At 61.6% G+C, this 14,116-nt stretch carries 10 protein-coding genes; 4 read left to right on the top strand and 6 right to left on the bottom strand.

Going from position 1 to position 14,116, the window contains the following annotated elements; all coding sequences use genetic code 11:
• Positions 1-197: 197 nt before the first annotated feature.
• On the bottom strand, positions 198-2,024 hold the full coding sequence (gene typA / locus BUS06_RS14995) for a translational GTPase TypA (RefSeq protein ID WP_074264978.1): 1,827 nt from the start codon (positions 2,022-2,024) through the stop codon (positions 198-200).
• A 386-nt stretch (positions 2,025-2,410) separates the two neighbouring features.
• Here typA and BUS06_RS15000 point away from each other — a divergent pair, with 386 nt between their 5' ends.
• From BUS06_RS15000 to BUS06_RS15015, 4 genes are read left to right on the top strand one after another with little or no spacing between them, the layout of a single operon-like run.
• Positions 2,411-2,932 (top strand): MarR family winged helix-turn-helix transcriptional regulator, encoded by a 522-nt coding sequence (locus BUS06_RS15000; RefSeq protein WP_074264979.1) that lies wholly within the window; start codon positions 2,411-2,413, stop codon positions 2,930-2,932.
• A gap of 48 nt (positions 2,933-2,980) precedes the next feature.
• On the top strand, positions 2,981-4,570 hold the full coding sequence (locus BUS06_RS15005) for an efflux transporter outer membrane subunit (RefSeq protein WP_074264980.1): 1,590 nt from the start codon (positions 2,981-2,983) through the stop codon (positions 4,568-4,570).
• A gap of 55 nt (positions 4,571-4,625) precedes the next feature.
• Positions 4,626-5,849, top strand: a complete 1,224-nt coding sequence (locus BUS06_RS15010) for an EmrA/EmrK family multidrug efflux transporter periplasmic adaptor subunit (RefSeq protein WP_074264981.1) — start codon at positions 4,626-4,628, stop codon at positions 5,847-5,849.
• A 33-nt stretch (positions 5,850-5,882) separates the two neighbouring features.
• On the top strand, positions 5,883-7,445 hold the full coding sequence (locus BUS06_RS15015; RefSeq protein ID WP_074264982.1) for a DHA2 family efflux MFS transporter permease subunit: 1,563 nt from the start codon (positions 5,883-5,885) through the stop codon (positions 7,443-7,445).
• Between the two features lie 141 nt (positions 7,446-7,586).
• Here the strand turns inward: BUS06_RS15015 and truB are convergent, their stop codons facing one another.
• The 5 genes from truB to rimP form a co-directional block, all read right to left on the bottom strand.
• The gene (truB, locus tag BUS06_RS15020; protein ID WP_074264983.1) at positions 7,587-8,522 is read right to left on the bottom strand and encodes a tRNA pseudouridine(55) synthase TruB; all 936 of its coding nucleotides are present in this window, start codon (positions 8,520-8,522) and stop codon (positions 7,587-7,589) included.
• Positions 8,523-8,609: 87 nt separating this feature from the next.
• Entirely contained in the window at positions 8,610-8,975 is a 366-nt protein-coding gene (rbfA, locus tag BUS06_RS15025) for a 30S ribosome-binding factor RbfA (RefSeq protein WP_074264984.1), read from the bottom strand.
• A 152-nt stretch (positions 8,976-9,127) separates the two neighbouring features.
• Complete coding sequence (infB, locus tag BUS06_RS15030) at positions 9,128-12,082, bottom strand: translation initiation factor IF-2 (protein ID WP_074264985.1); 2,955 nt, start codon at positions 12,080-12,082, stop codon at positions 9,128-9,130.
• 92 nt (positions 12,083-12,174) lie between these two features.
• Complete coding sequence (gene nusA / locus BUS06_RS15035) at positions 12,175-13,650, bottom strand: transcription termination factor NusA (RefSeq protein WP_074264986.1); 1,476 nt, start codon at positions 13,648-13,650, stop codon at positions 12,175-12,177.
• Complete coding sequence (rimP, locus tag BUS06_RS15040) at positions 13,647-14,105, bottom strand: ribosome maturation factor RimP (RefSeq protein WP_074264987.1); 459 nt, start codon at positions 14,103-14,105, stop codon at positions 13,647-13,649. The genes nusA and rimP overlap by 4 nt, the downstream gene beginning before the upstream one ends.
• Positions 14,106-14,116 lie beyond the last annotated feature (11 nt).

The following is a 14,116-nucleotide window of genomic DNA, read 5'->3' on the forward strand; positions in this document are numbered from 1 at the left end:
ATTTTCGGGATACACAACAGTGTCCTGCAATTTACCGTAACGACAAACAACACTTGATCGCGCCATAAACGGCAAAAGCCACCCGAGGGTGGCTTTTGCATTGCATCAATTGACCGACTATTGATCTGCTATTGGCCGGCATTAGCCGGCATTGACCCGCTATTGCCGGGCCAACACAGGCCCTCGGCCCTGCTGCTTTAGTCCACTGCGCCCTTACGGCTGGCGCTGCGGCGCTCGTGTTCCTTCAGGTAACGCTTGCGCAGACGAATGGATTGCGGCGTGACTTCGACCAGCTCGTCGTCGTCGATGAATTCCACCGCGTATTCCAGCGACATCTGGATCGGCGGCACGAGGCGCACGGCTTCGTCGGTGCCCGACGAACGCACGTTGGTCAACTGCTTGCCCTTGATCGGGTTGACGACCAGGTCGTTGTCGCGGCTGTGAATGCCGATGATCATGCCTTCATACAGCGGCTCACCCGGCGACACGAACATGCGGCCGCGATCCTGCAGCTTCCACAGTGCATAAGCAACCGCAGCACCGTCGTCCTGCGAAATCAGCACGCCATTGCGACGCTCGCCGACGCCGCCTTCCTTGACCGGCTGATACGAATCGAACGTATGGCTCATCAGGCCCGTGCCGCGCGTGAGCGTCAGGAATTCGCCCTGGAAGCCGATCAGACCACGCGCCGAAATACGGTACTCGAGACGCGTACGGCCACGGCCGTCCGACGCCATGTCGAGCATTTCGCCCTTGCGGCGGCCCAGTTCTTCCATCACGCCACCCTGGTGGGCATCTTCCATGTCGACGGTCAGGTTTTCGTACGGCTCGTGCTTCACGCCGTCCACTTCCGTCATCACCACGCGCGGACGCGACACGGCGAGTTCGTAACCTTCACGACGCATGTTTTCCACGAGAATGGTCAAGTGCAGTTCGCCCCGGCCCATCACCTCAAACGTGGTTTCGTCGCCGGTTTCATTCACACGCAACGCCACGTTGTGGTTCAGTTCCTTGAACAGACGATCGCGAATCTGACGGCTCGTCACAAACTTTCCTTCGCGGCCAGCCAGCGGCGACGAATTGACGAGGAAGTTCATCGTCAGCGTCGGCTCGTCGACCGTGATCATCGGCAGCGCTTCCGGTTGTTCCGGCGAGCAGATGGTCACGCCAATGCCGATTTCTTCGATACCGTTGATCAGCACGATGTCGCCGGCTTCAGCCGACTCCACCTGCACGCGCTCAAGACCCTTGAACGACAGCACCTGGTTGATCTTGCGGTTCAGGATCGCGCCGTCCGGACCCGAGCGCACGGTAACCTGCATACCCGGCTTGATACGGCCACGCGTGATGCGGCCCACACCGATACGGCCCACGTACGACGAATAGTCGAGCGACGTGATCTGCAGTTGCAGCGGACCTTCCGGATCGGCCGGGCGAACCGGAACGTGTTCCAGCACGGCGTCGAACAGCGGGCGCATGTCGCCCGAACGCACGTCCGGGGTCAAACCGGCATAACCATTGAGACCCGACGCATAGACGATCGGGAAATCGAGCTGTTCATCTGTTGCGCCAAGCTTGTCGAACAGATCGAACGTCTGGTTGATCACCCAGTCGATCCGCGCGCCCGGACGGTCAACCTTGTTGACCACCACGATCGGCTTGAGGCCGAGCGCCAGCGCCTTCTTCGTGACGAAGCGCGTTTGCGGCATCGGACCTTCCACGGCATCGACCAGCAGCAGCACCGAGTCGACCATCGACAGCACGCGCTCCACTTCACCGCCGAAGTCGGCGTGGCCCGGCGTGTCGACGATGTTGATGTGGGTGCCTTCGTACTCGACCGCGCAGTTCTTCGACAGGATCGTGATGCCACGTTCCTTTTCGATGTCGTTCGAGTCCATCACACGCTCGACCATCTGCTGGTTGTCGCGGAAAGTGGCGGTCTGACGGAGGAGCTGGTCGACGAGCGTAGTCTTGCCGTGGTCGACGTGGGCAATAATGGCGATGTTGCGTAGGGCGCGGGTCATAGGAACCTGGGGACAGTTGAGTGCGCCAGCAGCAGCATTGTGTACAAAGCCAACAAAGCCCAAAGCGCACTTTTGGGAACCCAAAATTATAGCACGCGCAAGTTAAGGTTTTCTGGTATTCCCTTAGTTGCAACGCGCGCATGGGCCGTACGACTTCCATGCTGCCGACGGCCGGCCTCATATTTCCTTACATCGCATTTCGCGAATCGCGCAGCCACAACGCCTTAATCGATGGCCCTCGCGCGCAGGATTGTCCTCCATTACCGCCGATCTTTTAAGCGCTTGAGACGCCAGAGATCGTTGCCTAAGCTGTAATAACGCTTGCCGAGTCAATTAACGACAATTTATAATCCTGCATAGTCAACCATTGCAGTCGCATGAGAATCATGACCGATCAGATCCCCACGCCGCCGCCGGAAATCAGTTCCTATCAGCTCGGCGAAAGCGTCGGCTACCTGATTTCCCGCGTGAGATCGACCATGTCGAACGAGATCACGCAGCGCACCATGGCCGAACTCGGCATCACCAGCCAGCAAGGCAGCATCCTGTTCATGGTGGCCAGCGGCAAGTGTCTGCTGGCGGCGGAACTGGCCCGCGAATACGGCATCGATGCAAGCGCAGTCACGCGTCTGGTCGACCGGCTCGAAAAACGCGACCTGCTCACCCGGGTTCGCAGCAGTGAAGACCGGCGCGTCGTGCGGCTCGCGCTAACACCGGAAGGCCAAAGCGTGGCCGCCCGCATGCCGGCGATTTTCAACAGCGTCGTGGATGGCTTTCTGGCGGGCTTTACAGCCGAGGAAGTCGGTTTCCTGAAGAGCATGCTGCGCCGCGTGCTGATCAATAGCGGTTGTGATCTAACGGGCATAACCCGTGACGTAGCAAGCAATTCTGACGTCAAATCGTCATAAGCTGGTTGCACTGTCCATCATTACAATTCACTGACCATGAGTGCAGCGATGAAATCCCTTTCCCTGTCCGCGCCCGCCGTCTCGTGCCGGGCCGCTGTCGCCGCTGCGGTGACGGCGCTGGCCCTCGCGGGGTGCGCGAACTACAGCGGTATCAAGAGCGACAAGCAGATCGCGCCGGCGACGCAGTACGAATCGAGCCAGAGCCTGCCGGCGCAGGGCGGCCAGTGGCCGTCGCTCGACTGGGCCAATCAGTTCGGCGACCCGCAACTGCCACAGTTGATCGCAGAAGCGCTCGAAGGCAGTCCGTCGATCGCCCAGGCTCAGGCGCGGCTCGCAAAGGCTTCGTCCTATATCGAATCCACGCGCTCGGCGCTGTACCCAAAGGTCAACGGCAGCTATTCGTGGAACCGCGAGATTTTCTCGCAAAACTCGATCTACCCGCCGCCCTACGGTGGCACCTGGTACAGCGAAAACAACGTGCTGGCGAGCGCCTCCTGGGATCTGGACCTGTGGGGCAAGAACCGTCAGCGCCTTGGCCAGGCGGTCTCGCAGGAGAAAGCGGCGGAAGCCGACGTGCAGCAGGCGCGTGTGACGCTCGCCGCGTCGGTGGCGAGTACGTATAACCAGCTTGCCCAGCTGTACGCGCTGCGCGATATCGCTGCGCGCGAAATCGCCAATCGTCAGGACATTGGCCGCATCACCCATGGCCGCGTTGTCGCTGGTCTCGACACCAACGTCGAGCAGCAGACCGCCAACGGCAACATCGCGACGAGCCAGACCAACCTGAGCGATCTCGATGGCCAGATCGCCAACGTGCGCTATCAGCTGGGTGCGCTGCTTGGCAAGGGACCGGATCGCGGCTTGCAGATCGCCAAGCCGGTCCTGACGGTGGGCGACCCCGTCATCCTGCCGGATAACGTGCCTGCCGATCTGGTCTCGCGCCGCCCCGATATCGTCGCCGCACGCTGGCAGGTCGAAGCCGAGATGCACGACGTGAAGGAAGCGAAAGCAGAGTTCTTCCCGGACATCAATCTGTCCGCCGCTGCGGGCTTCGATGCGTTCGGATGGGGCAAATTCCTGACCTCGTCGAGCCGCAACATGCAGTTCGGGCCGGCCATCCACCTGCCGATCTTCGACGCCGGCGCCTTGCGCTCGCAGTTGAAAGGCCGCTACGCCGACTTCGACCTGGACGTCGCCAACTACAACCAGACGCTGATCAGCGCGCTGTCGGATGTCGCCACACAGATCACAACGATCCGTTCGATCGATCAGCAATCGGGTGACGCACAGCGCGCGCTCGACGCCTCGACCAAGGCATACCAGCTGGCCGTGATCCGCTACAAGGCGGGTCTGTCGGAACAACTGCAGGTGCTGACCGCCGACCAGAACCGCCTCGCCGCCGAACAGACGGTGACGAATCTGAAGATGCGCCGCCGCGACATGCAGATCGGTCTCATCAAGGCGCTCGGCGGCGGTTTCGACGCGACCCAGACTGGTCTCGTGGTACCGGCCGATGCACCGGACGGCGCGTCCGCCTCACCCGCGGCACAAGCGGCTCCGGCAGCGCAGACGACACCGGCCACGCCAACTGCTCAAGCGACCAGCACGGCACAAACAGCAGCACCGGCAGCGAACTGAATCCGAATGCCCACCCGAATAAACGACGCAGATTGAGAGAATACGGAGCATATCAATGAGCACCCCCCAGCAACCTGCTGCCAACGCACAACCGGCGAACAACAGCAAACGCAAGCGCATGATGGCGTTGCTCGTCATCGTGATCCTGATTGCCGCGATCGCCTACGGGTTTTACTACTTCCTCGTCGCGCGCTTCCACGAGTCGACTGACGACGCGTATGTGAACGGCAACGTCGTGCAGATCACGCCGCAAGTGACCGGTACGGTCATCGCGGTGAACGCCGACGATACGCAGACAGTCAAGGCCGGCGACCCGGTCGTCGTGCTGGACCCGGCGGATGCACGCGTCGCGCTGGAACAGTCCGAGGCCAATCTCGGCCAGGTGGTACGCCAGGTGCGCGGCCTGTTCGCCGACGACAACCAGTACCAGGCCCAGGTGGAAGTCCGTGAAGCGGATCTCTCACGCGCCCAGGACGACCTGCGCCGCCGCATGCTGGTCGCCCAGACCGGCGCCGTGTCGCAGGAAGAAATCTCGCACGCCCGTGATGCCGTGAAGAGCGCCCAGGCCGCACTCGACGCCGCGAAGCAACAGCTCGCATCGAACCGCGCGCTGACCGCCAACACGACGATTGCCGACCACCCGAACGTGGAAGCCGCAGCTGCCAAGGTGCGCGACGCCTATCTGGCGAGCGCCCGCAACACGCTGCCGGCGCCGGTCACCGGTTACGTTGCGAAGCGCTCGGTGCAGGTCGGCCAGCGCGTCTCGCCGGGCAATCCGCTGATGGCGATCGTGCCGCTGAACGGCGTGTGGGTCGACGCGAACTTCAAGGAAGTTCAGCTGAAGCATATGCGCATCGGCCAGCCGGTCGAACTGACGGCCGACGTGTATGGCTCGTCGGTGGTGTTCCACGGCAAGGTGGTCGGCTTCTCGGCTGGCACGGGCTCGGCGTTCTCGCTGCTGCCGGCACAGAACGCCACGGGTAACTGGATCAAGGTGGTGCAGCGTCTGCCGGTGCGGATCGCGCTCGACCCGCAGGAACTCGAAAAGCATCCGCTGCGTATCGGCCTGTCGATGGACGCCGACGTCAGCATCAAGGACGAAAACGGCGGTCAGCTGGGCGAAGCACCGAACACGATCTATCAGACCAACGTGTTCGACAAGTACGGCGATCAGGCCGACGCCGAAATCGCCCGCATCATTGCTGAAAACGCGGGTCAAGGCGGCGGTGGACAGAAGTCGGCTGCCCGCGATACCAATGCACCCGCCAAGGCAATGTAACGCTGCGCCACATTAAAACAAGGTTTCTGATACATGGCTCAGTCTCAAGCGCCCATTCCTCATCCGCCGTTAGAGGGGGCGCAGTTGGTGATCGGCACCATCGCGGTGTCGCTCGCCGTCTTCATGAACGTGCTCGACACCTCGATTGCAAACGTGTCGATCCCGTCCATCTCCGGGGATCTCGGCGTCTCGTCCGATCAAGGCACGTGGGTGATCACGTCGTTCGCGGTGGCGAACGCGATCTCCGTGCCCTTGACCGGCTGGCTCACCGAGCGCATCGGCCAGGTGCGCCTGTTCATGGCGTCGATCATCCTGTTCGTGATCTCATCGTGGATGTGCGGTCTTGCGCCGACGCTGCCCTTCCTGCTCGCCTCGCGCGTGCTGCAAGGCGCGGTCGCCGGGCCGATGATTCCGCTGTCTCAAACACTTTTGCTGGCCAGCTATCCACGCGCGAAGGCGCCCATGGCGCTTTCCATGTGGGCCATGACCACACTGATTGCACCGGTGGCCGGCCCGATTCTGGGCGGCTGGATCTCGGACAACATCTCATGGCCGTGGATCTTCTACGTCAACATTCCGGTCGGCACAATTGCCGCCATCGCCACGTGGACGATCTTCCGCAATCGCGATTCGGCAATCCGTAAGGCGCCGATCGACGGCGTGGGACTCGCCTTGCTGATCATCTGGGTCGGCTCGCTGCAGGTGATGCTCGACAAGGGTAAAGACCTCGACTGGTTCGCCTCCACCACGGTCGTGGTGCTAGCGCTGACCGCGGTGATCGCGCTCGCGTTCTTCATTGTCTGGGAACTGACGGCGGAACATCCTGTGGTCGACCTGTCGCTGTTCAGCAAGCGCAATTTCACCGGCGGCACGGTGGCGCTATCGATCGGCTATGGGCTCTACTTCGGCAACCTCGTGTTGTTGCCGCTGTGGTTGCAAACCGATCTGGGCTACACCGCCACCAACGCCGGTCTCGTTATGGCGCCGGTCGGCTTCTTCGCGGTGCTGCTCTCGCCCATCACCGGCAAGATTTTGCCGCGTACCGATCCGCGCTACATCGCCACGGCGTCGTTCCTGGTGTTCGCGCTGTGTTTCTGGATGCGTTCGCGCTATACCACCGGCGTCGACACGTTTTCGCTGCTGGTTCCCACGCTGATTCAGGGCATCGGCATGGCGGGGTTCTTTATTCCGCTGGTGTCGATCACGTTGTCAGGTCTGCCAGGCAACCGGATTCCGGCGGCATCGGGATTGTCGAACTTCGTGCGGATCATGTGCGGCGGTATCGGCACGTCGATTTTCCAGACTGCCTGGGATCACCGCACGATCCTGCATCACGCACGCCTGAGTGCCCAGGCCAACCTGTATAACCCGGTGTTCGATCAGTCGATACGTCAGATGGGTGCGGCCGGCTTCAGTCAGCCGCAGGCGTACGGTCTCTTCAACAATATGGTGACGCAGCAGGCGGCGCAGTTGGGGGTGAACGATCTGTTCTACGTCTCGGCAGGGATCTTCGTCGCGCTGATTGCGCTGATCTGGATCACGAAGCCTGAGCGAGCAGGTGGCGATGCCGGTGCAGCGGCGGCAGCGGCGCATTGACGGTTGATGTGGCTTCGAAGGCGGGACTTGAGCAGGTTTGGCTCAGCGTGATTGACTCAACGTCTTCGAAGCAAGCGCAGCAATGAAAAAGGCGGTACCGCAATGACGGGGCCGCCTTTTTTGTTTTTTGCGAATCGCGCCTTAGCTTGCCGCGTTCACCACGAGTCGCTCCGGCGCCAGCACGCCCTCGCCTAGCTTCGCGACGCCAAGCAGCTTGCTTTCCGCAGCGTAGACGCGCACACGCTCCGCAGCAGCCGCCTCTTTGGTCAACGTGAGATCGGCCAGACGCAGGCGCTGACCGTGCAGAAAGCGGCGTGCGCCTTCTTCATCGAGCTGCACTGCCGGGAAAGTCGAAAGCAGAGCGTCGACCGGCTGCAGCCACTTATCGCGCTCGGCTTCGGCCGCGTCGGACAACGCATCGAGCGTCACCGAATGTTCCAGCGTCAACGCGCCGACGCCCGTGCGCCGCAATGCAACCAGATGCGCGCCACAGCCAAGCGCCTCGCCGATATCCTCGGCCAGCGTGCGCACGTACGTTCCCTTGCTGCAAGTCACGCGGAACGTCACATCAGGCAGCGAGCAAGCCAGCATCTCAAGCGCATGAATCATCACCGGACGCCCTTGCCGCTCCACCACCTGACCCGCCCGTGCGTATTCGTACAGCGGTTTGCCGTCGCGCTTGAGCGCCGAATACATGGGCGGCACCTGCACGATGTCGCCGCGAAAGCGCTCCATCGCAGCAACGACCGCCGGCTGATCACAGGCCACTTCGCGCGTTTCGATCGCCTCGCCTTCCGCGTCGCCGGTAGCCGTGCGGATACCGAGGCGCATGGTGGCCTCGTAGGTCTTGTCGGCTTCGAGCAGATCCTGCGAGAACTTGGTCGCCTCGCCGAAACACAGCGGCAGCAAACCGGTGGCGAGGGGATCGAGCGTGCCGGTATGGCCAGCCTTCTTCGCCAGGTAAAGGCGCTTCACCCGGATCAGCGCGTCGTTGCTCGACAGGCCAATGGGCTTGTCGAGCAATAGCACACCATCGAGCGCGCGACGCGGCACACGGGGCCGTTGAGGTGCGGTCATATCAAAACGATGAGGACGAACGGGAAGTCAGCATGGGCAACATGCAGTCAACGGTGAGCATCGAGGAATCTGCAACACCGCGCGCAATCACTCGTCTTTCGCGCGGCTAGCGTTCGCCTCGTCGATCAGACGCGACATTTCCACAGCACGTTCGATGGTTTTGTCGTAGTGGAAATGCAGCGTCGGCACCGTGTGGATATGCAGGCGCTTGAACAACTGATTGTGCAGATGGCCAGCCGCATGAATCAGGCCTTGCAGCGTCTGTTGCGGGTCGCCGGTCAGCGTCGTGAAGTAGACCTTCGCGTGCGCGTAGTCCGGCGTCAGTTCGACGCTCTGAATCGTGACCATACCGATGCGCGGGTCTTTGATCTCGCGCAGCAGCTCGGACAGGTCGCGCTGGATCTGATCGGCGATCTGCACGTTGCGATTGGGAGAAGTACGTTTCTTAGGCATGGTGAATCCGTGATCCGCTCTGGCGGATAGCAATGGGGTTCGCGTCTCCCTGGCGGGGCCGCGAACGCACGCGAGCACAAAATGCACGCGCACAAAAACAAGGGGCGGAGGGGCGCAAGCGCCCGCCCCGCCCCTTCAGCGTTGCGCCTGAATTACAGCGAACGCGCGACTTCAGTGACTTCGAAGACTTCGAACTGGTCGCCTTCGATAATGTCGTTGAAGTTCTTGATCGACATACCGCACTCGAAGCCCTGACGCACTTCCTTGACGTCGTCCTTGAAGCGCTTGAGCGAATCGAGCTCGCCCGTATGAATCACGACGTTGTTGCGCAGCACGCGCACCGACGACGAGCGCTTGACGAAGCCGTCCGTGACCATACAACCGGCCACCGCGCCGACCTTCGGCACCTTGAAGACCTGACGAACTTCGACCATACCGGTGACGACTTCGCGCTTCTCCGGTGCCAGCATGCCCGACATCGCAGCCTTCACTTCATCCACAGCGTCATAGATGATGTTGTAGTAGCGAATGTCGATACCGTTGGACTCCGCCAGCTTGCGCGCCTGTGCATCCGCACGGGTGTTGAAGCCGATGATGACCGCCTTCGAAGCCGTTGCCAGGTTGACGTCGTTTTCGCTGATGCCGCCCACCGCGCCGTGCACGATCTGCACGCGCACTTCGTCGGTAGAGAGCTTTTGCAGCGATTGCACCAGCGCTTCCTGCGAACCCTGCACGTCGGCCTTGACGATAAGCGGCAGGTACTGCACTTCGCCTTCGCCCATCTGTTCCAGCATGTTCTCGAGCTTCGCGGCCTGTTGCTTGGCCAGCTTGACGTCGCGGAACTTGCCTTGACGGAACAGTGCGACTTCACGCGCCTTGCGGTCGTCCGGCATGACGATGACTTCTTCGCCAGCCTGCGGCACTTCCGACAAACCTTGAATCTCAACCGGGATCGACGGACCAGCCGACTTGGTCGGCTTGCCGGTCTCGTCGAGCATGGCGCGCACGCGGCCATAGGCGCTGCCTGCCAGCACGACGTCACCACGGTTCAACGTACCCGACTGAACCAGGATCGTTGCAACCGGACCCTTACCCTTATCGAGCTTCGCTTCGATGACCAGACCCTTGGCCGGCGCTTCGACCGGTGCCTTCAATTCCAGCACTTCGGCCTGCAGCAGCACGTTTTCGAGCAGGTCGTCGATGCCTGCGCCGGTCTTGGCCGACACCGACACGAACGGCGAATCGCCACCGTATTCTTCCGGCACGACGCCTTCCGCGACGAGTTCCTGCTTCACGCGCTCCGGATTCGCATCCGGCTTGTCGATCTTGTTGATCGCGACGACGAGCGGCACGCCGCCTGCCTTCGCGTGGGCAATCGCTTCCTTCGTCTGCGGCATCACGCCGTCGTCGGCTGCAACCACCAGAATCACAATGTCCGTTGCCTTCGCACCGCGAGCACGCATGGCCGTGAAGGCCTCGTGACCCGGCGTGTCGAGGAACGTGATCACGCCGCGCGGCGTTTCCACGTGGTACGCGCCAATATGCTGTGTAATCCCGCCCGCTTCACCCGCTGCCACCTTGGCGCGGCGGATGTAGTCGAGCAGCGACGTCTTGCCGTGGTCGACGTGACCCATGACCGTGACGACCGGCGGACGCGGCAGCGATTCTGCATCGGAGCTGACCTCGCCTTCGACCAGCATCGCTTCCGGATCGTCCAGCTTGGCCGCAACCGCATGATGGCCCAGTTCTTCGACGATGATCATCGCCGTTTCCTGGTCCAGCATCTGGTTGATCGTGACCATCTGGCCGAGCTTCATCATCGACTTGATGACTTCGGACGCCTTGACGGCCATCTTGTGCGCCAGATCGGCCACCGTAATCGTTTCCGGCACGTGCACTTCGCGCACGATCGGTTCGGTTGGCGCCTGGAACGTGGTGTTCTGATCCTGATGCTTGCCGCGACCCTTCGGGCCACCGCGCCAGCCGCGATCGACACCGCCGCTCGTATCGCCACGCGTCTTGATACCGCGGCGCTTCGCTGCGTCGTCCTGCCAGCCGCCCTTGCCCGCGCCCGGCTTCTTCTTGTCGCCAGCCGACGGTGCGGGAGTCGCAGACGGCGTTGCCGCCACCGGCTTCTTGGCAGCCGGACGCGCCGGCGCTTCGCCTGCCGGACGAGCCGGCTTGTGCAACGTGCCCTTGGCTTCCGCAGCCTTAGGCGCTTCAGCGGGCTTGACGGCCGCAGCCGGAGCAGCAGCAGGCTCAGGCGCCTTGGGCTGGGCCGCCTTGCGCGGCGTGCTCATCATTTCGCGAATGGCACGCGCTTCGGCTTCTGCCTTCGCACGGCGCTTGCTGATTTCTTCCTGCTCGGCGCGCGTCTTTTCCGCGGCCAGACGCGCTGCGTCTTCCGCCTTCTTCGCGGCTTCGCGTTGCGCCGCGCGTTCCGCTGCGGCGCGTTCGTCGTCCTGTTCGGTCGCCGCAGCCGGTGCTGCTACTTCGGGCTGCGCAGCTTGCACAACCTGCTCGACCTTCTTCTGCGTGGCAGTTTCGGCGGCGGCAGCAGCGCGCTTCTTCGCCGCTTCCTCTTCCGCACGACGCCGCTCGGCTTCGGCAGCCTGCTCACGCGCCTGACGCTCGGCTTCTTCGCGTTCGAGCTGTTCCTGACGCGCTTTCAGCTCCTGAGCCTGCTTTTCGAGCAGCTCGGCTTCGTGACGCGCTTCTTCCTCGCGACGCTGAAGTTCGAGGTCATCCGTATCGACGTCGGCCTCAGCCACATGATTCGATGCATCGCCGCCTTCGCCACCCGCTTCGTCGCGGCGGACGAACGTGCGCTTCTTGCGCACTTCGACCTGAATGGTACGAGCCTTACCCGTCGAATCAGACTGCTTGATTTCCGACGTATGCCGTTTCGTCAGCGTGATCTTGCGCTTGTCCGCATCAGTCGAGCCGTGAGACTTGCGCAAGTGGTCGAGCAGACGCGCCTTGTCCGTTTCGGACAGGGTGTCGTCTTCGCTCGCTTTAGTGACGCCTGCTGCCTGCAGCTGCTCAAGCAGCACGCCTGCAGGCATTTTCAGTTCCGCGGCAAATTGGGCTACGTTGTTACTCGCCATTCATTCCTCTTAATGCAAGGACCGATTCCTTGCGGTTAGCATCGTGTCATGCGGCCTGGGGCCGCTTCAATTTAGTGCGCCATGGTCATTTCTCACTGGAACCAATGTTCACGTGCTTTCATGATCAACGCCTTAGCGGCATCCTCTTCCATCGCGGTCATCTCGACCAATTCATCTACAGCCAGCTCGGCCAGATCGTCACGTGTGTGAATCTGATGTTCGGCCAGCTTCGCGAGCAGGTCGGCGTCGATGCCGTCCAGGCTCTTCAGGTCGAGTGCAACATTTTCGACCTTTTCTTCATTTGCGATTGCCATCGTCAGCAACGCATCGCGTGAGCGATTGCGCAGCTCGTGCACAGTGTCTTCGTCGAACGCTTCGATCTCGAGCATCTCGTTGAGCGGCACATAGGCGATCTCTTCGAGGCTGGTAAAGCCTTCGTCGATCAGGATGTCAGCCACTTCCTCGTCGACATCGAGACGCGCCATGAACAGGTCACGCAGAACACCGCGTTCCTGATTCTGCTTTTGCGCAGATTCGTCCGGCGTCATGATATTGATCTGCCAGCCGGTGAGTTCGCTGGCAAGACGCACGTTCTGGCCGCTACGGCCGATTGCGACCGCCAGTTCGTTCTCGTCGACGACGACGTCCATCGAATGCTTTTCTTCATCGACGACGATCGACTGCACGGCTGCCGGCGCGAGAGCGCCGATCACAAACTGGGCGGGATCTTCCGACCATAGCACGATGTCGACGTTTTCGCCACCGAGCTCGTTGCGCACAGCCTGCACGCGCGAACCGCGGATGCCGACACAGGTGCCGATCGGATCGATTCGCTTGTCGTAAGCGATCACGCCGATCTTGGCGCGCACGCCAGGGTCGCGCGCCGCCGCCTTGATCTCGAGCAGGCCCTGCTCGATTTCCGGCACTTCCATTTCGAACAGCTTCATCAGGAACTCGGGTGCCGTACGCGAAAGTTCGATCTGCGGACCGCGAGCGGTGCGATCGACTTTGGCGATGTAGGCGCGCACGCGGTCGCCCACGCGCAGGTTTTCCTTCGGAATCAGCTGGTCGCGGCGCAGCAGCGCTTCGACACGGCCCGATTCGACGATGAAATTACCCTTGTCGAGGCGCTTGACCGTACCGGTCATGATGTTCTCGCCGCGTTCCAGGAAGTCGTTCAGGATCTGCTCGCGCTCGGCGTCGCGCACCTTCTGCAGGATCACCTGCTTGGCGGCCTGCGCGCCGATACGGCCAAATTCGATCGACGGCACCGGTTCTTCGATGAACTCGTCGAGCTGCGCATCGGCCTTCTGTTCACGTGCTTCGAACAGCAGGATCTCCTGATCCGGCTCCTGCAGACCGGCTTCGTCCGGCACCACGCGCCAGCGGCGATACGTTTCGTGCTCGCCGCTTTCACGGTCGATATGGACGCGGATGTCCGCATCTTCTTCGAAGAGTTTTTTGGAGGCCGAAGCGAGAGCCGCTTCAAGCGCGGCAAATACCACGTCTTTGTCGACGTTCTTCTCGCGTGCCAGCGCATCCACCAGCATCAACACTTCGCGACTCATTGTTTGCGGCTCCTAAAGTCAAACTTTGGAACGAGGCGTGCTTTATCGATGTCCGCGAGCGTGAAATCGAGCATCGCGGCGCCTTCCTTCCCTTCAAATTCCAGACCGATCGTCTCGCCTTGCGGAGCATGCAGGATGCCCCGGTACGATTTCCGTCCGTCCAATGGCTTTTTCAATGTAATTGCCACTTCGCTGCCTGCGAAGCGTTCGAAATCCGCCAGTTTCTTCAGCGGGCGGTCGAGACCCGGCGACGATACTTCAAGCCGCTCATAATCGATATTTTCGACCGTCAGAACGTGCTGGAGCTGACGCGTGACCTTTTCGCAATCTTCGATTGCGATGCCGGCCGGCTGGTCAATGAAAATACACAGCATGCCGCGCCCGGTGCGCTCCAGATCGACGAGCTCGTAGCCGAGACCCACGACCGTGGTTTCAATCAGTTCCGTCAGTTGCACAGTGCCCTCTA

Source organism: Paraburkholderia phenazinium, from assembly GCF_900141745.1.
GTDB lineage: Bacteria > Pseudomonadota > Gammaproteobacteria > Burkholderiales > Burkholderiaceae > Paraburkholderia > Paraburkholderia phenazinium_B.

Excerpts from the sequence above, each read along its gene's own strand:
- typA (WP_074264978.1), bottom strand. The coding sequence starts at position 2,024 with ATGACCCGCGCCCTACGCAACATCGCCATTATTGCCCACGTCGACCAC.
- BUS06_RS15000 (WP_074264979.1), top strand. The coding sequence starts at position 2,411 with ATGACCGATCAGATCCCCACGCCGCCGCCGGAAATCAGTTCCTATCAG.
- BUS06_RS15005 (WP_074264980.1), top strand. The coding sequence starts at position 2,981 with ATGAAATCCCTTTCCCTGTCCGCGCCCGCCGTCTCGTGCCGGGCCGCT.
- BUS06_RS15010 (WP_074264981.1), top strand. The coding sequence starts at position 4,626 with ATGAGCACCCCCCAGCAACCTGCTGCCAACGCACAACCGGCGAACAAC.
- BUS06_RS15015 (WP_074264982.1), top strand. The coding sequence starts at position 5,883 with ATGGCTCAGTCTCAAGCGCCCATTCCTCATCCGCCGTTAGAGGGGGCG.
- truB (WP_074264983.1), bottom strand. The coding sequence starts at position 8,522 with ATGACCGCACCTCAACGGCCCCGTGTGCCGCGTCGCGCGCTCGATGGT.
- rbfA (WP_074264984.1), bottom strand. The coding sequence starts at position 8,975 with ATGCCTAAGAAACGTACTTCTCCCAATCGCAACGTGCAGATCGCCGAT.
- infB (WP_074264985.1), bottom strand. The coding sequence starts at position 12,082 with ATGGCGAGTAACAACGTAGCCCAATTTGCCGCGGAACTGAAAATGCCT.
- nusA (WP_074264986.1), bottom strand. The coding sequence starts at position 13,650 with ATGAGTCGCGAAGTGTTGATGCTGGTGGATGCGCTGGCACGCGAGAAG.